The 18,430-nt window shown below is 69.9% G+C and carries 18 protein-coding genes; 9 read left to right on the top strand and 9 right to left on the bottom strand.

The features are described from left to right. The first annotated feature begins 31 nt into the window (after nucleotides 1–31). On the top strand, nucleotides 32–1,540 hold the full coding sequence (locus ACWEOE_RS27060) for a chitinase (protein WP_452013863.1): 1,509 nt from the start codon (nucleotides 32–34) through the stop codon (nucleotides 1,538–1,540). A gap of 233 nt (nucleotides 1,541–1,773) precedes the next feature. Here the strand turns inward: ACWEOE_RS27060 and ACWEOE_RS27055 are convergent, their stop codons facing one another. The 3 genes from ACWEOE_RS27055 to ACWEOE_RS27045 form a co-directional block, all read right to left on the bottom strand. Further along, nucleotides 1,774–3,468 carry a GMC oxidoreductase gene (locus ACWEOE_RS27055; protein WP_452013861.1) on the bottom strand — a complete coding sequence of 565 codons (1,695 nt, stop codon included), beginning with the start codon at nucleotides 3,466–3,468 and terminating at the stop codon, nucleotides 1,774–1,776. Then, a complete protein-coding gene (locus ACWEOE_RS27050; protein WP_452013859.1) occupies nucleotides 3,465–4,925 on the bottom strand; it encodes a flavin-containing monooxygenase in 1,461 nt (486 codons plus the stop codon). The genes ACWEOE_RS27055 and ACWEOE_RS27050 overlap by 4 nt, the downstream gene beginning before the upstream one ends. 75 nt (nucleotides 4,926–5,000) lie before the next feature. Next, nucleotides 5,001–6,089, bottom strand: coding sequence for a winged helix DNA-binding domain-containing protein (locus ACWEOE_RS27045; protein WP_452013857.1), 1,089 nt, complete (start codon nucleotides 6,087–6,089; stop codon nucleotides 5,001–5,003). A gap of 80 nt (nucleotides 6,090–6,169) precedes the next feature. Here ACWEOE_RS27045 and ACWEOE_RS27040 point away from each other — a divergent pair, with 80 nt between their 5' ends. Then, nucleotides 6,170–7,219, top strand: a complete 1,050-nt coding sequence (locus tag ACWEOE_RS27040) for an AraC family transcriptional regulator (RefSeq protein WP_452013855.1) — start codon at nucleotides 6,170–6,172, stop codon at nucleotides 7,217–7,219. Here the strand turns inward: ACWEOE_RS27040 and ACWEOE_RS27035 are convergent. Further along, nucleotides 7,146–7,811 carry a TetR/AcrR family transcriptional regulator gene (locus tag ACWEOE_RS27035; protein ID WP_452013853.1) on the bottom strand — a complete coding sequence of 222 codons (666 nt, stop codon included), beginning with the start codon at nucleotides 7,809–7,811 and terminating at the stop codon, nucleotides 7,146–7,148. The two genes, ACWEOE_RS27040 and ACWEOE_RS27035, sit on opposite strands and share 74 nt — an antisense overlap. Before the next feature lie 198 nt (nucleotides 7,812–8,009). Between ACWEOE_RS27035 and ACWEOE_RS27030 the strand changes: the two genes are divergently transcribed. Further along, nucleotides 8,010–8,315 carry a hypothetical protein gene (locus ACWEOE_RS27030; RefSeq protein WP_452013851.1) on the top strand — a complete coding sequence of 102 codons (306 nt, stop codon included), beginning with the start codon at nucleotides 8,010–8,012 and terminating at the stop codon, nucleotides 8,313–8,315. Nucleotides 8,316–8,375: 60 nt separating this feature from the next. On the opposite strand, the gene ACWEOE_RS27025 is transcribed toward ACWEOE_RS27030, so the two are convergent. From ACWEOE_RS27025 to paaI, 3 genes are read right to left on the bottom strand one after another with little or no spacing between them, the layout of a single operon-like run. Continuing rightward, complete coding sequence (locus tag ACWEOE_RS27025; RefSeq protein ID WP_452013849.1) at nucleotides 8,376–8,969, bottom strand: TetR/AcrR family transcriptional regulator; 594 nt, start codon at nucleotides 8,967–8,969, stop codon at nucleotides 8,376–8,378. Further along, nucleotides 8,966–10,249, bottom strand: coding sequence for a phenylacetate--CoA ligase PaaK (gene paaK, locus ACWEOE_RS27020; RefSeq protein ID WP_452013847.1), 1,284 nt, complete (start codon nucleotides 10,247–10,249; stop codon nucleotides 8,966–8,968). The genes ACWEOE_RS27025 and paaK overlap by 4 nt, the downstream gene beginning before the upstream one ends. Continuing rightward, complete coding sequence (gene paaI / locus ACWEOE_RS27015) at nucleotides 10,246–10,641, bottom strand: hydroxyphenylacetyl-CoA thioesterase PaaI (protein WP_452014098.1); 396 nt, start codon at nucleotides 10,639–10,641, stop codon at nucleotides 10,246–10,248. The genes paaK and paaI overlap by 4 nt, the downstream gene beginning before the upstream one ends. Before the next feature lie 212 nt (nucleotides 10,642–10,853). On the opposite strand from paaI, the gene paaZ reads away from it, so the two are divergent. From paaZ to paaE, 6 genes are all read left to right on the top strand, one after another. Continuing rightward, nucleotides 10,854–12,884: a phenylacetic acid degradation bifunctional protein PaaZ gene (gene paaZ / locus ACWEOE_RS27010; RefSeq protein ID WP_452013845.1), complete on the top strand. Its 2,031-nt coding sequence runs from the start codon at nucleotides 10,854–10,856 to the stop codon at nucleotides 12,882–12,884. After that, entirely contained in the window at nucleotides 12,881–13,828 is a 948-nt protein-coding gene (paaA, locus tag ACWEOE_RS27005; RefSeq protein ID WP_452013843.1) for a 1,2-phenylacetyl-CoA epoxidase subunit PaaA, read from the top strand. Before paaZ ends, paaA begins: the two co-directional genes overlap by 4 nt. A gap of 68 nt (nucleotides 13,829–13,896) precedes the next feature. Beyond that, complete coding sequence (paaB, locus tag ACWEOE_RS27000) at nucleotides 13,897–14,181, top strand: 1,2-phenylacetyl-CoA epoxidase subunit PaaB (protein WP_452014096.1); 285 nt, start codon at nucleotides 13,897–13,899, stop codon at nucleotides 14,179–14,181. Between the two features lie 7 nt (nucleotides 14,182–14,188). Next, nucleotides 14,189–15,085, top strand: coding sequence for a 1,2-phenylacetyl-CoA epoxidase subunit PaaC (paaC, locus tag ACWEOE_RS26995; RefSeq protein WP_452013841.1), 897 nt, complete (start codon nucleotides 14,189–14,191; stop codon nucleotides 15,083–15,085). Then, nucleotides 15,079–15,570 carry a 1,2-phenylacetyl-CoA epoxidase subunit PaaD gene (paaD, locus tag ACWEOE_RS26990; protein WP_452013839.1) on the top strand — a complete coding sequence of 164 codons (492 nt, stop codon included), beginning with the start codon at nucleotides 15,079–15,081 and terminating at the stop codon, nucleotides 15,568–15,570. The genes paaC and paaD overlap by 7 nt, the downstream gene beginning before the upstream one ends. Nucleotide 15,571: 1 nt before the next feature. Further along, the gene (gene paaE / locus ACWEOE_RS26985) at nucleotides 15,572–16,648 is read left to right on the top strand and encodes a 1,2-phenylacetyl-CoA epoxidase subunit PaaE (RefSeq protein WP_452013837.1); all 1,077 of its coding nucleotides are present in this window, start codon (nucleotides 15,572–15,574) and stop codon (nucleotides 16,646–16,648) included. On the opposite strand, the gene ACWEOE_RS26980 is transcribed toward paaE, so the two are convergent. Further along, nucleotides 16,649–17,752, bottom strand: coding sequence for an adenylate/guanylate cyclase domain-containing protein (locus ACWEOE_RS26980; protein ID WP_452013835.1), 1,104 nt, complete (start codon nucleotides 17,750–17,752; stop codon nucleotides 16,649–16,651). Nucleotides 17,753–17,755: 3 nt separating this feature from the next. Further along, nucleotides 17,756–18,205 carry a universal stress protein gene (locus ACWEOE_RS26975; protein WP_452013833.1) on the bottom strand — a complete coding sequence of 150 codons (450 nt, stop codon included), beginning with the start codon at nucleotides 18,203–18,205 and terminating at the stop codon, nucleotides 17,756–17,758. Nucleotides 18,206–18,430: the final 225 nt, after the last annotated feature.

The following is an 18,430-nucleotide window of genomic DNA, read 5'->3' as shown; positions in this document are numbered from 1 at the left end:
ACCTGCCTCACTCTTTCGTGGAGGTCTCGCTGTGTCCCCATCCTCTCGTTCGTTCCGCAGACCGAAACTGGCGATCGGCGCGTTGGTCGCCACCGTGGCCGCGTGCCTCGGTGTCACCTTCGCTCTCGGTGGCAGTGCGTCGGCGGCCAACATCCTCGCCAACCCCGGCTTCGAAAGCGGCAGCCTTTCCGGCTGGACCTGCGGTGGTTCCGCTTCCGTGGTGTCCAGCGGCGCTCACAGTGGCAGCAAGGCGCTGAGTGCGGCGCCGTCGTCGTCCGATACCGGACAGTGTTCGCAGCAGGTGACGGTGAAGGCCAACACCGCTTACAAGCTGTCGGCCTGGGTGCAGGGCAGCTACGTCTACCTGGGCGTTTCCGGGACCGGCGGTGCTGATTCGAGCACGTGGACGCCGGGGACGAGCGGGTGGAGCCAGCTGTCGCTGAACTTCACCACGGGGGCGTCGACGAGCATCACCGTGTATCTGCACGGGTGGTACGGACAGCCGGGATATCTGGCTGATGACGTTTACCTCGATGGGCCGGGCACGGTGCCGCCTGCTTCGTCGACGCCGACCACGCCCACTACTCCGACCACCACCCCGCCGACCACCACCCCGACGACCACGACCTCGTCGCCGCCGGCCACCGGAGATCTGGCCAGGCACGTGCTCACGGGCTACTGGCAGAACTTCTACAACGGTGCCAAGGCGTTGAAGCTCGCCGATGTGCCCACGCGCTACGACATCATCGCCGTGGCCTTCGCTGATGCCACGGGGACGCCTGGCGCTGTGAGCTTCAAGCTCGATCCTGGGTTGTCGTCGCAGCTCGGCGGCTATACGGATGCGCAGTTCCGGGCCGATATCCGGACGGTGCAGGCGCGGGGGCAGAAGGTGATCATCTCCGTCGGTGGGCAGAACGGGACGATCAGTGTCGGTGACTCGTCGTCGGCGAACAACTTCGCTTCGTCGATCAAGTCCTTGATCTCGAGTTATGGGTTCGATGGGGTGGATATCGATCTCGAGAACGGGGTCAATGCGACGTATATGGGGCAGGCGTTGCGGAGTATCCACGGCGGTGGTGGGTCGATCATCACGATGGCGCCGCAGACGATCGACATGCAGTCCACGCAGGGTGGGTACTTCCAGCTTGCGTTGGGGATCAAGGATATTTTGACGGTGGTCAACATGCAGTACTACAACTCGGGGACGATGCTCGGGTGTAATGGGCAGGTTTATGCGCAGTCGACGGTTGATTTTCTGACTGCGCTCGCGTGTATTCAGTTGCAGGGTGGGTTGCGGGCGGATCAGGTGGCGCTGGGGTTGCCGGCGTCCGGGTCGGCGGCCAATGGTGGGTATCAGGCGCCGGCCAATACTGTTGCGGCGTTGAACTGTTTGGCGCGGGGGAGCGGTTGTGGTGGGTTCCGGCCCTCCGCGACGTACCCGGCGATTCGCGGGGCGATGACCTGGTCGATCAACTGGGATGCGTCTGCTGGGTACGCGTTCGCGAACACTGTTGGTGGGGCGCTGGCGAATCTGCCGTAGTGGTGCGCGGTGTTCGGCTCGTCGCGCTGGGGCGCGACCTTGCGCCCGGTGGGGTGGGTGGGCACGCCGATTTTTGATTGTGACGACGGTGTTGGAAAAGAATCGGGGCCGGCCGGGGGAAGGGTGCGGGGAGGGTTGGTACTGGGCTGAGTTGGTTTGCCGGGTGGCGGTTGGTGAGCCGGGAAAGCCCGCCGCGCTGGTGAGAGGGGCTGGGTGGTTGCGGGTGGGCTCGGTTAGTGCGGTGTTCGCACTTCGATGATGGGGAGGCGTAGGGCGCCTGGAGCCGTTGGGGGCACGGTGGGGTTGTGTGGTGCTACGGGAGTGACGCGGCGGTAGGGCTCGCCGGGGGCGGGGCGGGGGTCGGGCTCGCCCTTGTTCGGCCAGAGAGCCAGGGCGCGTTCGGCCTGGGCGGTGATGGTCAGGCTCGGGTTGACGCCGAGGTTGGCCGAGATCGTCGAGCCGTCCACGATGTGCAGGCCCGGGTAGCCGTGCACGCGGTGGTAGGGGTCGACGACGCCGGTGTCGGGGGAGTCGCCGATCACGCAGCCGCCGATGAAATGGCCGGTGATGGGGGTGTTGGCGAGGTCGGTCCAGGCGCCTTGGGGAAGGCCGCCGATCTTGTCGGCGACGCGGCGGGTCACCTCGTGGCCGGCGGGGATCCAGTCGGGGGTGGGGGCGCCGGTGCCCTGGCGCGTGGTCATGCGGCGGCCGAACAGTCCGCGCCGCGTGTAGGTGGTCACGGAGTTGTCGAGGGTTTGCATGACCAGCAGGCCGATCATGCGTTCGGACCAGTGCCGTGGGTTGTGCAGGCGCGGGAGGTCGCGCCAGCTGCGGGCCAGCTGCCGCAGGCCGAGGGCCCAGCGGCGTTTGCCCGGGACGGCGTCGACCAGGACGGTGGCCATCAGCCCCATGAGGTTGCTGCCCTTGCCGTAGCGGACGGGTTCGACGTGGGTGACGGCGTCGGGGTGGATGGAGGAGGTGATGGCGACGCCGTGGGTGTAGTCGGAGTCCGTGCGGAGTGAGCGGGCGGCGAGGACGGCCTCGGAGTTGGTGCGGGCCAGCACACCCAGGCGGGGAGACAAGGCGGGCAGGGTGCCGTCGTCGCGGAGTTTGTGCAGGAGGCGTTGGGTGCCCAGGGCCGCGGCGGAGAAGACGACCTCGCGGGCGGTGAAGGTGCGGCCGCCGCGGCGGAACCAGCGGCCGGTGCGTTCGGTCTCGACCGCGTAGCCGTCGTCGAGCGGGCGCACGGAGACCACCGTGGTGAGTGGGTGGACCTCGGCGCCGGCCTGTTCGGCTAGGTAGAGGTAGTTCTTGACGGTCGTGTTCTTCGCGCCGACGCGGCAGCCGGTCATGCATTCGCCGCAGTGGGTGCAGCCGCGGCGGGTGGGGCCGGCGCCGCCGAAGAAGGGGTCGGCGGAGTCCTCGCCGGGGGTGCCGAAGTAGACGCCGACGGGGGTGCGGCGGTAGGTGTCGCCGATGCCCATGTCGTCGGCGACCTCGCGCAGGACCTCGTCGGCGGGGGTCGTGACCGGGTTCTCGACGACGCCGAGCATGCGTTTGGCCTGGTCGTAGTAGGGGGCCAGCTCGGCTTTCCAGTCGGTGATGCGGGCCCACTGAGGGTCCTGGTAGAACGCGTCCGGGGGTTCGTACAGGGTGTTGGCGTAGACGAGCGAGCCCCCGCCGACGCCGGTGCCGCTCATGACAAAAGTGTTCTTCAGCAGGGTGAGCCGCTGGATGCCGTAGAGGCCGAGCTTGGGCGCCCACAGGTACTTCCGCAGGCGCCAGCTGGTCTTGGCGAACTCGTCGTCGGCGAAGCGGCGGCCGGCTTCCAGCACGCCGACGCGGTAGCCCTTCTCCGTGAGCCGCAAAGCGGTGACGCTGCCGCCGAAACCGGAGCCGATCACGAGGACGTCGTAGTCGTGCTTCATTTCGCCACCACCCGGAAGTCGGCCGGGTCGAGGACCCGGGTCCTGCGGTCGTACTCGGTCACCAGGCCGGGCCAGTTGGTGCTCACGCGGCCGTCGGCCTGGCGGTACCAGCTGGTGCAGGCGCTCCAGACGCTGTGGCCCAGGCGCCGCTGCACCTCGCGGTCGTAGCGTTCCTCCACCTCCGGACGCACGTCCACATAGGACACGCCGGGGCGGGCGAGGTGCTCCACGGCCTGGCGGATGTAGCGGGCCTGGCGTTCGATCATGTAGATGATGGAGCCCGCGCCGAGGTTGGTGTTGGGGCCGTAGACGCAGAACAGGTTGGGAAAGCCGGGCACCGTCATCCCGAGGTGGGCGCGGGCGCCGCCGCTCCACGCCTCGTCCAGGGAGCGGCCGTCGAGGCCCAGGACCTTCATCGAGCCGAGGAAGTCGGTGGCGTTGAAGCCGGTGCCGTACACGATCACGTCGGCTTCGTGTTCCACGCCGTCTTCGGTGCGCACGCCACGGGGCGTGATCTCGCGGATGCGGGTGGTCTCGACCTCGACGTTGGGCTGGGCGAGCGCCGGCAGGTAGTCGTTGGTGAACAGGATGCGCTTGCAGCCCAGCGGATAGTTCGGTTTCACCTTCCGGCGCAGCTTCGGGTCCTTGAGGTGGCGGCGCCGCAGCTGGGCCGCGCGCAGTTCGAAGGCCCTCGCCAGCACGGGATGGCGGGTCATCGCGTAGGTCGCGTACTCGGCCAAGACGAAGATCCGCAAGCGGCCCAGCAGCTGCGTGGCCGGGAGGCGTTCGAAGAGGCGCTTCTGCCAGCGGGCGTAGCGGGTGTCGCGCTTGGCCATGATGTACGGCGCCGTGCGCTGGAAGATGGTGAGCTTCGCGGCGCTCTTCTGCAACGCGGGCACGAACTGGACCGCGCTCGCACCGGTGCCGATCACGGCCACGCGCTTGCCGGTGAGGTCCACGTCGTGATTCCACCGGGCCGAGTGGAACGCGACGCCCTCGAAGCGGTCGCGCCCCGCGATCTCGGGCAGCACCGGGCGTGACAGCTGGCCCACGGCGGGCACGAACACGTTGGCCTCGAACGTCTCGCCGCCGGCCGTCTCGACGCGCCAGCGGCCCTCGTCGAAGGTCGCGGCCGTGACCTCCTGGCCGTAGCGGATGTGCGGGCCGAGGTCGTGGTCGGCGATCACGCGCTTGAGGTACGCGTGGATGTCCGGCTGCATCGAGAACCGCTGCGGCCAATGGGGATTGGGCGCGTAGGAGAACGAGTACAGCGGCGACGGGATGTCGCAAGCCGCACCGGGGTAGGTGTTCTCGCGCCACACCCCGCCGGGTTCGTCCGCGCGCTCGAGGATCGTGAAGTCGTGGAAGCCGGCGCGTTTCAGCTCCACCGCCGTGCCGACCCCGCCGAACCCGGTGCCCACGATCAGCACCGACGGCGTCCTCAACGTGTCACCCATGCTCAGCAAGTTACCGATGTGCCCGCGGCGCCGGTAGGACACGAACGGTCAGCAAATCGAGAATTCCGGCCAGCGTCACGCCGGGAGCAGCTGCACGTCGTGGCGCAGACCTGGTTCAGCCCAGGTCAGCAGGCGGTGGCCCGCGCTCTCCAACGCCGCCGCGTCGCGTTTCGGCAGCCGCTCGTACGGCGTGAGCACGAGCGTGGCCGCCTCGCGCGTGGTCTTGACTTCCCACGCTCCCTTCACGAAGCCGCCGACGAGCAGCGTGCCTTTGACCAGTCCGTTTTGCGAGATCACGCGCTTGCGGTGCTCGTCGCGGATCACGCGGGTGCGGTCGGCGTAGGAGAGCAGCGGCTGGTCGAACGGCGCCAGCAACCGCGGCGGCGCTGGCACGTTCTCGTCGGGCAGCGTGGCTTCGGGCAGGTCGTACAGCGCGCGCCCGGCGTGGTCGACGTATCCGCGCAGGTCCATGCCCTCGATGACCTCGCCCAGCTTCGTGAGCCCGGACCACGCCTGCACGTCGGCCACCGTCGCCGGGCCGAACGCCGCGAGGTAGCGCCGCACGAGCTGTTCGGCCGAGGACACGGCGTCGACGCCCGCGAGCCAATGGTCCGCGACCTGGTAGGTCGGCTGCCCGGCCTGGCCCCACACGCCACGCGGTGGGATCTGCACCAGCGGCAGCAGGCACCGCGCGAGGTGCGTCAACGCGTCGCTCTCGCGGTCGGGCCACCGCTCGGCGAGCGCGGTGCCGAGCTGTGTGCTGGTGTGCGGGCGCTGTGCGAGCAGCTCGCGGGTCGCGGCGGCCACCTCCGCGTGGTCGAGACCGGCCACGCGCGCCGCGTGCAGCTGGTTCGTGCGCAGGTCGCGGTCCATCACCGGCTGCACGAGCGGGCGCCACGCCAGCGCGTCCGCCGCCGTCACGAGGTGCACGGTGCCGCGCATCAGCACGATGCGTGCCACGCTGCGGTCGAGCAGCAGCCGGGCCAGGTCGTCGGGCTTGAAGCCGGTGAGCCGGGCCCACAGCGCGTAGTACGGCGGGAAGGGCGCCTGCGCCTGCAGCCCGGCGAGGTGCTCGACGGCCGCCAGCGCCGGCATCGCCGCCCGGCGCAGGAGCAGCTGCCGCTCCAGCGTCGCGCGGTTGAGGGTTCGCAGGCTCAGCTTCATGCGGCGAGCGTAACGGGCAATGCGGACAATTCCTGGCCTCGGCGAGCGCCGACGACCCGGCCTGATCCATAATTTCGGCCATGGCAGAGCTGGCAGCCCCCGCGGTCCGCGACTGGGACTTCCCCCGCGGCACCGCCAGCGTGCTGCTCATGCTCGGGTTCGGCGAGGACCACGGCGTGTCCGCCGGCGAACTGCTGCCCGGCACCCCACGTGAGGCGTTGACCGGGCCCGAGAAGCAAGTGGACGCTCGCCAGGAGCTGGCCGTGGTGCGCGCGCTCGTCGCGCACACCGGCGGCAGCGACGACCTCGCTCTCGAACTGGGCCGCCGCTACCGCGTGACGACGTTCGGCATCTTCGGTTTCGCGTGCATCAGCAGCCCGACGATGCGCGACGCGATGCTGTTCGCCTTGCGCTACCTGGATTTGAGCTTCACCTTCTGCATCCCCCACGTGGAGCTCGACGCACACGGGATCAGCCTCCTGATGGACGACACCCGCGTGCCCGCCGACGTCGCGCGCTTCCTCGTGCTGCGCGATCTCGCCGCCATCCACACGGTGATGCGCGACCTGCTGCCCGATATCACCCCGCACGCGCTGGCTTTCCGCCACGGAAAACCGGCCTCGACGAAGTCCTATGTGGACACGTTCGGACGCGAACCGGACTTCGGTGCCGAACGCCACCGCGCGAGCTTCGACCCCGCGTTCCTCACCATGCCGTTGCCCCAGGCCAATGAGCAGACGGTGGCCCTGTGCGCGGCCCAGTGCGACGCGCTCGTGACGCGGCGGCGCGAGCGGTCCGGCATCTCGCAGCTGGTGCGCGAGCGGCTCGTGCGCCTCGGCGGTGTCGACGCCGGCATGGACGAGATCGCGCGCCGGCTCACCGTCAGCCCGCGCACGCTGCGCCGCCGCCTCACCGAGGCGGGCACGGGGTACCGCCAGCTGCTGGACGAGGTGCGCCAGGCCCTCGCCGAGGAAATGCTCGACACCGGCGCGCTGTCCGTCGAGGATGTCGCGCTGCGCCTGGGTTACGCCGAAGCATCGAGCTTCATCTACGCGTTCAAACGGTGGACGGGGACGACTCCGGCGGCCTACGCGCGCCGTTCCGCTCCGCGAGCACGGCCGGGTAGGTGACCTCGATCAGGTGCAGGATCGAATCGACGAGGAAAGTCCGCAGCTCGTCGCGCTTGAGCGTGCCGCGGATCAGCCACTCGCGCGACGCGGCGCGCAGCATCCCGCCGTACGAGCGGATCATCGCGCGCAGTTGCTCACGGCCCTCGGTGACGTCGGTCATCAGCGCCGCGGCCAGCACGCGGTCGGCCGCGATGTCGTCGGCCTCCAGCATGATCCGCTCGATCTCGGGGTCCCGCCCGGCGGCCTCCGGCCCGATCGCCGTGAGCCACGCGTCGCGGTTGCGGTCGACCACGTCGATCCAGCGCTCGATGCCCACCTCCAGCCGCCGCCGCACCGGCCCTTCGGGCAGCGCCTCGACCACGGGCGCCGGCACGATCATCATCTGCCGCACGACCTCGAGGTACAGCTCGCGCTTGCCGCCGAAGTAGTGGTTGATCAGGGGCCTCGCCACCCCCGCGGCTGCCGCGATGTCCGAAGTGGACACTGATGCGTAGCTGCCCGCCCCGAAGAGGCGCCGTGCCACCGCGAGGATCTCGGCCCGGCGCTCGGCCGGTTCCAGCCGACGCCGCGGGGGCCGGGTGCTGGTGCTCATCGGGCCAGCCTTGTCGTCCTCCGGCGTGCTGTCAACAAGTTGTTTACTACATGTAAAGACGGTGTCCCCTTGATGTGCGTGACGGTATTTGTACGGTGCCACATGGGCCGTTATTGAACCGGAACAACCGGCCGGTAACTTCGCCGCCCGCTCCGACGACGGATCGGACGGGGGCTGGGCGCTGTGGGGTAGGAGCAGATGAGCGATGCCGACGGTGGCACGACCCGGCCCGCCGGGCGCTGGGTCAGCGTGCGCTTGCAGCACCGCCAGGTGCGCGTCGACGACACCTGTTGCGCCGACGAGTGCCCGGGCGAGTGCGCGCCCGACCTGTCCTACGACGGCATCGTCATCAGCAACTACGACCACGGCGATCTGGTCAGTGAACGCTGGATCCCGCTGGGCACCGAACCCAGCGAAGAGGACGACGAGGTGCTGATCGAGCAACTGCGCGCCGCCATGCTCTGGCAGGCACGCACACCGCCGCGGAACACGACGGGGGAGTGACTCACCGCCGGGCGAGACTTTCCGGCGGTGAGTGTCACATTCGGTCGGTGGAGCAGGGAATCAGGCCCGCAGGCCGTCGAAAGCCATCTTGCACACCGCGTCCGCCAGTTCCTCACCCGAGGAGCCCCGGCGCGGCCGGTACCACTCGATCAGCGAGTTCACCGTGCCGAACAACAACCGCGCGGCCACGGCGGGATCGATGTCCGGCCGCACGTCTCCCTCGGCTTCGGCCTGCTTCACCAGATCGGTGACCAGCCGGTCGTACTCGCGGCGCCGGGCCAGCGCCGAGCGCTCCACCTTCGTGTTGCCGCGCACGCGCAGCAGCAGCGTCACGAACGGCAACCGCTCGGCCAGCACGAGCACGCTGCCGCGCACCAGGTGCTCCAGCCGGTCGATCGCACGGCCGTCCAGCTGCTCGGTGGAGGCCGCGACCTCGGACAGGCCGTCGAGCGCGCGGTCGACCGAAAGCCGCAGCAGTTCTTCCTTGCTGCGCACGTGGTGGTAGATCGCCGATTTCGTGATGCCCAGCTTGCGCGACAGGTCTTCCATGCTGGTGCCGTCGTAACCGCGCTCGTTGAACAGCTTCACGGCCACCTGCAGCAGCGATTCCAGGTCGTACCCGGGCCGCCCCCGCCTCGCGGGCGGGGCGGTCACGGCCTGTCCCGTTCGTCGATCACCCGGCGCATCTTGCCGACCGAGCGCTCCAGTGTGTCCGGTTCCACCACCTCGACGGCCACCGTCACACCGACCCCGTCCTTCACCCCGGTGATCAACTCCGCAGCCGCGGCGGCACGGGCGTCGTCCGAAGCGTCGTGGCGCGCCTCGACCCGCACGGTCAGGTGGTCCAGGCGACCGCGCGTCGAGCGCACGAGCTGGAAGTGCGGTGAAAGCGCCTCCACGCGCAGCACGATCTCCTCGATCTGCGTCGGGAACACGTTGACCCCGCGCAGGATGATGAGGTCGTCGCTGCGCCCGGTCACCTTCTCCATGCGGCGGAACGCGGGCCGCGCCGTGCCCGGCATCAGCTGCGTGAGGTCGCGGGTGCGGTAGCGGATGATCGGCAGCGCCTGCTTGGTCAGCGACGTGAACAGCAGCTCACCCCGCTCGCCCGAGGGCAGCACCTCCTCGCTGAACGGGTCGATCACCTCGGGGAAGAAGTGGTCCTCCCAGATGTGCAGGCCGTCCTTGGTCTCCACGCACTCCTGCGCGACACCCGGCCCCATCACCTCGGACAGGCCGTAGATGTCCACGGCGTCGAGGGCGAACCGCTCCTCGATCTCCGCACGCATCTGCTCGGTCCACGGCTCGGCGCCGAAGATGCCGACCTTGAGTGAGCTGGCCCGCGGGTCCACCCCCTGGCGTTCGAACTCGTCGAGCAGCGTGAGCATGTACGACGGCGTGACCATGATGATCTCCGGCTCGAAGTCGGTGATCAGCTGCACCTGCCGTGCCGTCATGCCGCCCGAGGCCGGGATCACCGTGCAGCCGAGCTTCTCCGCGCCGTAGTGCGCGCCGAGGCCGCCGGTGAACAGGCCGTAGCCGTAGGCCACGTGCACCTTGTGCCCCGGGCGCCCGCCGGCCGCGTGGATCGAGCGCGCCATCACGGTCGCCCACGTGTCGATGTCCTGCTCGGTGTAGCCGACGACGGTCGGCTTCCCCGTGGTGCCGCTGGACGCGTGGATGCGCCGGACCTGGTCCTGCGGCACGGCGAACATGCCGAACGGGTAGTTGTCGCGCAGGTCCGCCTTCGTCGTGAAGGGGAACTTGGCGAGGTCGGCCAGCTCCTTGCAGTCGTCCGGGTGCACACCCGTCTCGTCGAACTTCCGGGTGTAGAACGGCACGTTGGCGTACGCGTGCCGCAGTGTCCACTGCAGACGTTCCAGCTGGAGGGCGGCGAGCTCGTCGGCGCTGAGCTGTTCGGCTCTGTCGTTCATCGGTTTTCCCGGCGCTTCTCGATGACGCGGCTGCGGCCGCGGAACTCGGCGACGACCTCGGGCCCGGCGGGGGTGTCCCGGTGCACGGTGACGTCGTAGATGCCGTTGCGGCCGTAGCGGGTGCGCTCGGTCGCGGTGGCGGTGAGGTGATCGCCGAGCCGGCCGGCCGCGACGAAGGAGATCTCGGCGCCGGCGGCGACGGTGACCGGTCCGTGGGTGTTGCACGCGAGGGCGAACGCGGTGTCGGCCAGCAGGAACAGGAAGCCGCCGTGGGCGATGTCGTGGCCGTTGACCATCTGCTCGGTCACCTTCATCGTGGCGACCGCGCGCCCGTCTTCGGCCGTCACCAGCTCGATGCCGAGGCCCTTCGAGGCCTGGTCGGTGTCGAACATGGCGTGGGCCGCGTTGCGCGTGGTCACGTTCGGGTGCCTCCCCGTAAGAAACTGACCGAATGGCCGGTAATCCACGGCCGCCGTTAGTAAAGATGTGCCGCCGTGCCGGTGTCAAGCACCAGGCCTTCCGATCAGGGGGTGGAGCGGCTACGATGAAATTACTGAACGTCCGGTTGGTAAATCAGAACGTCACGGCGAGAGGGTCGAGCCCCATGGTTTTGCTCCGCAGCTACGTCTCCGGCGGCTGGCACACGGCGACGGACGAGGGAGTGCCGCTGCACGACGCGGCGACCGGCGAGGAGGTCGCCCGCGTCTCGTCGACCGGCGTCGACTTCGCCGGCGCGCTCGACTACGGCCGCCGCGTGGGCGGCGCGGCCCTGCGTGAGCTCACCTTCCACCAGCGCGCGGCCCTGCTGAAGGCCCTCGCGTCGTATCTGCGCGAGCACCGCGAGGAGCTGTACGCGGTGTCGGCGCGCACCGGCGCCACGCTGGGCGACTCGAAGTTCGATGTCGACGGTGGCATCGGCGTGTTGTTCAGCTACGCGTCGAAGGGCAAGCGCGAGCTGCCCAACGACACCGTGTTCATCGACGGCGCCGTCGAGCCGCTGAGCAAGGGCGGCACCTTCGTCGCGCAACACGTCGCCGTGCCGCTGCGCGGGGTCGCGATCCAGATCAACGCGTTCAACTTCCCGGTGTGGGGGCCGCTGGAGAAGTTCGCGCCGGCGTTCCTCGCCGGTGTGCCGAGCCTGGTGAAGCCCGCGAGCCAGACGGCCTACCTCACCGCGAAGCTGGTCGAGCTGGTCATCGAATCCGGCATCCTGCCCGAGGGCTCGCTGCAGTTCATCGCCGGCGGAGTCGGCGATCTGCTCGACCACGTGACGGCGCAGGATCTGGTGTCGTTCACCGGTTCCGCGTCGACCGCGCAGAAGCTGCGTGCGCACCCGGCCATCGTGCGCAACTCCGTGCGCTTCAACGCCGAGGCCGATTCCCTGAACTGCTCGATCCTCGCGCCCGACGCGCGGCCGAGCACGCCGGAGTTCGACCTGTTCGTGAAGCAGCTCGTGACCGAGATGACGGTGAAGGCGGGCCAGAAGTGCACCGCGATCCGCCGCGCGTTCGTGCCCGGCGAGATGCTCGACGACGTCGCCGAGGCCGTGAGCGCGCGCCTGGCGAAGGTCGTGGTGGGCAACCCGACCGCCGAGGGTGTGCGCATGGGCGCGCTGGCCAGCCTCGAACAGCGCGAAGAGGTCCGCCGTTCGCTCAAAGCCCTGCTCGACGCCGGCAGCATCGTCTACGGCGACCCGGAGCACGTCGACGTGGTCGGTGCGGACGAGTCGACCGGCGCGTTCCTGTCGCCGGTGCTGCTGAAGGCCGACCCGCAGCGTTCGGAACCGCACGAGGTCGAGGCGTTCGGGCCGGTGTCCACGCTGATGCCCTACACCTCGATCGAGCAGGTCATCGAGTTCGCCGCGCGCGGTGGCGGTTCGCTCGCCGGCTCGATCGTGACGGGTGACCCGGAGTTCGCGCGGACCGTGGTGCTGGGCGTCGCGCCGTACCACGGCCGGCTGCTGGTGCTCGACGCCGACGACGCGAAGGAGTCGACGGGCCACGGCTCGCCGATGCCGCAGCTCGTGCACGGTGGTCCCGGTCGTGCCGGCGGTGGCGAGGAAATGGGCGGCATCCGCGGCGTGCTGCACCACCTGCAGCGCACGGCCGTGCAGGGGTCGCCGAAGGTGCTCGCCACCGTCACCGGCCGCTGGATCGAGGGCGCGCCGCGCACCGAGGACGACGTGCACCCGTTCCGCAAGTCGCTGGCCGAGCTGCGGATCGGCGACAGCGTCACGGCCGGCCCGCGTACCGTGACCCGCGCCGACATCGACCACTTCGCCGAGTTCACCGGCGACACCTTCTACGCCCACACCGACGAGACCGCCGCGGCCGCCAACCCGCTGTTCGGCGGGATCGTCGCCCACGGCTACCTCGTGGTGTCGTTCGCGGCCGGGTTGTTCGTCTCGCCGGAGCCCGGTCCGGTGCTCGCCAACTACGGCCTGGAGAACCTGCGGTTCCTCACACCCGTCAAGGAGGGTGACGCGCTCACCGTCACGCTGACCGCGAAGCAGATCACCCCGCGCGTCGACCAGGAGTACGGCGAGGTCCGCTGGGACGCCGACGTCGTGAACGCCGATGGCGAGTCCGTGGCGAAGTACGACGTGCTCACCCTCGTGGCGAAGGAGCAGCCGTGACCGCTGCAGCTTCCGAAGAAGACCTGCTGGGCCACTTCGAGCACACCATCGAGCGCGACCAGCGCATCGAGCCGCGCGACTGGGTGCCCGAGGGTTACCGCAAGACGATGATCCGCCAGATCGCGCAGCACGCGCACTCGGAGATCATCGGCATGCAGCCCGAGGGCAACTGGATCACGCGCGCGCCTTCGTTGCGGCGCAAGGCGATCCTGCTCGCGAAGGTGCAGGACGAGGCCGGCCACGGCCTGTACCTGTACTCCGCGGCCGCGACGTTGGGCGCCGACCGCGCGGACCTCACCGACAAGCTCATCACCGGGCGGCAGAAGTACTCGTCGATCTTCAACTACCCGACGCTCACGTTCGCCGACGTCGGCGTGATCGGCTGGCTGGTCGACGGCGCCGCGATCTGCAACCAGGTACCGCTGTGCCGCTCGTCCTACGGGCCGTACGCGCGGGCGATGATCCGGATCTGCAAGGAAGAGTCGTTCCACCAGCGCCAGGGTTACGAGCTGCTGATGACGATGATGCGCGGCACCCAGCAGCAGCGCGACATGGTGCAGGAAGCCGTGAACCGCTGGTGGTGGCCGTCGCTGATGATGTTCGGGCCGCCCGACGCGGAGTCGCCGAACACCGCGCAGTCCATGGCGTGGAAGGTCAAGCGGCACACCAACGACGAGCTGCGGCAGCGGTTTGTCGACATGTCGGTGCCGCAAGCGGAGGCGCTGGGCGTCACGTTCCCGGACCCCGACCTGCGCTGGAACGCTGCGCGCGAGCACTACGACTTCGGCGCAGTCGACTGGGACGAGTTCAAGAACGTGCTGCGGGGCAACGGTCCGTGCAACGCGCAGCGCGTCGAGCACCGGCGCCGAGCGCACGACGACGGCGCGTGGGTTCGTGAAGCCGCGGTGGCGCACGCCGCCAAGACCCGTGAGGAGCATTCGTGAGCGACCTGACCGCCGAGGGGGGCCACGGCGCCGTCCCGCTGGACGGCGTGCCCGCCGCGCCCGGACCCGTGAAGCACGACTGGCCGCTGTACGAGGTGTTCGTGCGGGGCAAGCGCGGGCTGAACCACGTGCACGTGGGTTCCCTGCACGCCGCCGACGACCAGATGGCGTTGCACCACGCCCGTGACCTGTACACGCGCCGCAACGAGGGCGTGTCGATCTGGGTCGTGCGCGCATCGGACATCACCGCGTCCTCGCCGGATGAGAAGGACCCGTTCTTCGCGCCGAGCGGCGACAAGGTGTACCGGCACCCGACGTTCTACGACATTCCCGACAACGTCCCGCACATGTGAGGCCTTGATGTCCTTCGACAACGTCTACGAGGCCATCACCGAGGACAACGACGCCCGGTGGGCCTTCGGTACCGGCTTCGCCGATCCGCTGTCCGGTGTGGACACTTCGGTGCCTTCGTCGCTGGATGCCTCGGCGCTGGCTGCGTACTGCCTGATGCTCGGTGACGACGCATTGGTGTTCTCCCACCGCCTGCAGGAGTGGGTCACGAACGCGCCGGAGCTCGAGGACGAGGTGGCGATCGCCAACATCGGCCTCGACCTGCTCGGGCAGGCGCGGCTGCTGCTGGCGCGCGCCGGCAAGGCCGACGGCACCGACCGTTCCGAGGACACGCTGGCGTTTCTGCGGGCGGAGAACGAGTTCCGCAACGTCCGGCTCGCCGAGCTCGGCGGTGGCCACTTCGGGCACCTGATGGCACGGCTGCTGGTGTTCTCGACCTGGCGGCTGGCGTTGCTGCAGCAGCTCGTGCCTGATGCCGCCTCCGCGGGAGGGATCACGTCGGCGGAGTCCAGTGTCGACCCGGTGCTGGCCGCGATCGCCGCCAAGGGCGTGAAGGAGCTGGCCTACCACCGCGACTACGCGGCGCAGTGGGTCGTTCGGCTCGGTGACGGCACTTCGTTGTCGCATTCGCGGATGCAGGAAGGCCTCGACGCGGTGTGGCCCTACGTCGACGAGCTGTTCCGCACACACCCGCTGGAGCTGGTCGACGCTTCGACGCTGCGCCCGGAGTTCGACGCGGTGCTCGATCAGGTGCTGGCCGTGGCGAAGCTGGAGCGTCCTGGAGCCGGCGCCGTGGCTGGTGTGTCCGGCCGGACCGGGCGCGACGGCGTGCACACGGAACAAATGGGGTTCCTGCTGGCCGAGCTGCAGAGCGTGGCGCGAGCGATGCCGGATGCGACGTGGTGACCCCGCTGGCCGTGGCGTCGACCGTGACCGATCCGGAGCTGCCGATGCTCACGCTCGCCGACCTGGGCGTGTTGCGTTCGGTGTCCGAAGAGGACGGTCGCGTGACGGTGGCCATCACGCCCACCTACACCGGCTGCCCGGCCATGGACACCATGCGCGACGACCTGGAACACGCGCTGCTCGGCGCGGGTTTTTCGGACGTCGAGATCCGCACGGTGCTGGAACCGGCGTGGTCCTCGGACTGGATCTCGGCCGACGGGCGGCGCAAACTCGCCGCGGCCGGCATCGCGCCGCCGGGTGCGGCGCCGCGGCGCGCGAGCGGACCGGTGCCGCTCACGTTGTCACCGCCCGTCGCGCGCATCGCGTGCCCGCACTGCGGTTCGCCCGACACCGAGGAGCAGTCGCGGTTCAGCGCCACCGCGTGCCGGGCGCTGCGGCGCTGCCGGGCGTGCCTGGAACCGTTCGAACACGTCAAGGAGATCTGAGTTGACCAGCACGATTTCCCGGCGCACCGGCTTCCACCCGCTCACGGTGGCCGACGTCGAGCGGCTGTGCGACGACGCGGTCGCGGTGACCTTCGACGTGCCGGCCGAGCTGGCCGAGACGTTCGCCTTCGCGCCCGGCCAGTCGCTCACGCTGCGCCGCACCGTCGACGGCCGCGACGAGCGGCGGTCGTACTCGATCTGCGCGCCCGCCGGCGAACGGCCGCGCGTCGGCGTGCGCCTCGTTCCCGAGGGCGTGTTCTCGTCGTGGCTCGTGCAGGACGTGCGCCCGGGTGACGTCGTCGAGGTGTCCGCACCGACCGGCACTTTCACGCCCGATCTGACCACGGGCGGTCACCACGTGCTGATCGCGGCCGGCTCGGGCATCACCCCGGTGCTCTCGATCGTCGCCTCGCTGCTCGCGACGCCGGACGCCACCGTCACCGTGCTGTACGGCAACCGCCGCACGGACACCGTGATGTTCGCCGACGAGCTGGCCGATCTGAAGGACCGCTACCCGGCGCGGCTCGAGCTGATCCACGTGCTGTCGCGCGAACCACGGGAGGCCGAGCTGTTCACCGGCCGCCTCGACGCCGACAAGCTGCGGGCGCTGTTCGGCTCGCTCGTGCCCGTGGAGCAGGTGGATCACTTCTGGCTGTGCGGGCCGTTCGGAATGGTCACCGGTGCCCAGGAAGTGCTGGCGGCACTGGGCGTGCCGGGGGCTTGCGTCCACCAGGAACTGTTCTACGTCGACGACGTGCCGCCGGAGCCGGTCAAGCACGTGGACCCCGCGGTGGCCGGCGCCGCCTCGGAGGTCACCCTCATCCTCGACGGCCGCTCGACGACGATGAGCCTGCCCCAGGAATCGTCCATTCTGGACGGTGCCCAGAAGTTCCGGCCGGACCTGCCCTTCGCCTGCAAGGGCGGCGTCTGCGGCACCTGCCGCGCTCGCGTGACCGACGGCGCCGTCGACATGCGCCGCAACTTCGCCCTGGAAAAAGCCGAAGTCGACGCCGGCTTCGTGCTCACCTGCCAGTCGCACCCGGCGAGTGACCGCGTGACGGTGGACTACGACGCTTGATCAGCGTCTGCGCCGCCCGCGCCGGTTCCCCAACGTGAGGTCGCCGGCGGTGCCCGGCTCGGTCGCGGGGCGGGTCGTGTCCGGCAGGCCCATGGCTTCGGCCGCGCGTTCCTGTGCTTCGGCGAACTTCCCCGACGGCCGCTCCGGGGCTCGCCGCAGCACCGACGTCCGCAGCCGGTTGTACCCGCGCACGGCGACGGGCCGGCGTGACCGCAGCTCGTACTGCGGCAGCTCTTCGAGCTCGGCTGCGAGTTCGCGGTCGACCAGCACCGTGCCGGGGCGGGCGACGGACGTGAGCCGCGCGGCGAGGTTCACCACCGAGCCGTAGACGTCGCCGAAGCGGGACAACACGCGTCCCGAAGCCAGCCCGGCGCGCACGGCGGGCAGCTCGTCCGAGGCCGACGTGCGTTCGGTGAGGCTGAGCGCGATCTCGGCCCCCGAGGCGGGGGAGTCGGTGACGAAGAAGACCTCGTCGCCGATCATCTTGACCACCCGGCCGCGGTGGTCGGCGACCACACCCGCGGCCAGCGTCTCGAACGCGTCGAGCACGCGGCTGAGCTCGTCCTCGTCGACCTCGCGGGTCATTTTGGTGTAGCCCACCATGTCGACGAAGCCGACGACCTGCGGCCGGGCCTCCAGGTCCTCGTCGGTCGCGAACGCTCGCCCCGCGTAGGCCACGAGGTGGCGGCGCCACACGAAGCTCTGCACCTGCTCCAGCTCGGGCAGCAGCCGTGCGACGAGCTTGGTCACCTGGCTGTCGTCGAGCCCCGGGTTCTCGGCGATGAGCGCCCACAGCATGTGCACCTGCCACTCGGCCAGGCGCGACAGGTGCTGGCCGAGCGCGCGCGTGACCGCGACCTCGAGGTTGCGCGCCACGAGCCCCGACGCGATGAGCTGGTCGGCGGTGCGCATGGCGGCGACGTCGGCGTCGGTGAACACCACCTCGTCGTCCTCGGCCGCCGCGAACCCGAGCGCGCGCCACAGCCGCCGCGACCGGTCTTCGGGCACACCGGCCTTCTCCGCGACTTCCAGCCGGGTGTACTTGCGCGGCCCGCCGAGGAGGAGCTTCTCGAGCTGGTGCTGCACCTCAGGGGATTCGGCCACGGCTCAGGTGGTGTGCACGATCAGCACGTCGACCCCCGACTTGCGCGCCACCTCCGCCGGCACCGACCCCAGGATCCGCCCGGCGAGCGTGTTGAGCCCACGGTTGCCCACCACGAGCAGATCGGCCGCCTTGTCGTGCGCGACCTTCCGCAACACGTGCACCGGCTCCCCGTTCACGGCGACCGTCTCGATGTCCTTCGCCCCCACCTTCGCGGCGCGATCACGCGCACTCTGCAGCGTGTCCTCCGCCGGCGCCGACCCGACGACCTGGTAGGCCTCATTGCCGAGCTCGTCCTGCGCCTGCTCCACGTCGTGTTTGGTCGCGGGGTAATACGCACACACCACCACCAGCTTCGCCCCCGCATCCGCGGCCACCCCCGCCGCCCGCTCCACCGCGGCAAACGACGAGTCCGACCCGTCCGTCCCCACCACCACGGTCCGGTAGACAGCCATCCGAAACCTCCCGGCAAGCCCGAATCGGAGCGTCACCGCCCCGCTTGTCCGGGCAGAGGTTACTCGCCCGCTGTCTGCCTCGGCTGTGTTGTTGGCCCCGGGCTGTGTTGTCGGCCCCGGCTGTGTTGTTGGCCCCGGCTCCGCCGGGGCGTGCGAGATCGCCTTTGAGCCGGTGTTTGGTTCGAGCGGTCGGATCGGCCTGGCGGCCGATCGCACCGCTCGAAC

Source organism: Amycolatopsis sp. NPDC004368, from assembly GCF_053602515.1.
This window is presented reverse-complemented; position numbering and strand designations above follow the sequence as displayed.

Excerpts from the sequence above, each read along its gene's own strand:
- ACWEOE_RS27055 (WP_452013861.1), bottom strand. The coding sequence starts at position 3,468 with ATGAAGCACGACTACGACGTCCTCGTGATCGGCTCCGGTTTCGGCGGC.
- ACWEOE_RS27050 (WP_452013859.1), bottom strand. The coding sequence starts at position 4,925 with ATGGGTGACACGTTGAGGACGCCGTCGGTGCTGATCGTGGGCACCGGG.
- ACWEOE_RS27045 (WP_452013857.1), bottom strand. The coding sequence starts at position 6,089 with ATGAAGCTGAGCCTGCGAACCCTCAACCGCGCGACGCTGGAGCGGCAG.
- ACWEOE_RS27040 (WP_452013855.1), top strand. The coding sequence starts at position 6,170 with ATGGCAGAGCTGGCAGCCCCCGCGGTCCGCGACTGGGACTTCCCCCGC.
- ACWEOE_RS27035 (WP_452013853.1), bottom strand. The coding sequence starts at position 7,811 with ATGAGCACCAGCACCCGGCCCCCGCGGCGTCGGCTGGAACCGGCCGAG.
- ACWEOE_RS27030 (WP_452013851.1), top strand. The coding sequence starts at position 8,010 with ATGAGCGATGCCGACGGTGGCACGACCCGGCCCGCCGGGCGCTGGGTC.
- paaK (WP_452013847.1), bottom strand. The coding sequence starts at position 10,249 with ATGAACGACAGAGCCGAACAGCTCAGCGCCGACGAGCTCGCCGCCCTC.
- paaI (WP_452014098.1), bottom strand. The coding sequence starts at position 10,641 with ATGTTCGACACCGACCAGGCCTCGAAGGGCCTCGGCATCGAGCTGGTG.
- paaZ (WP_452013845.1), top strand. The coding sequence starts at position 10,854 with ATGGTTTTGCTCCGCAGCTACGTCTCCGGCGGCTGGCACACGGCGACG.
- paaC (WP_452013841.1), top strand. The coding sequence starts at position 14,189 with ATGTCCTTCGACAACGTCTACGAGGCCATCACCGAGGACAACGACGCC.
- ACWEOE_RS26975 (WP_452013833.1), bottom strand. The coding sequence starts at position 18,205 with ATGGCTGTCTACCGGACCGTGGTGGTGGGGACGGACGGGTCGGACTCG.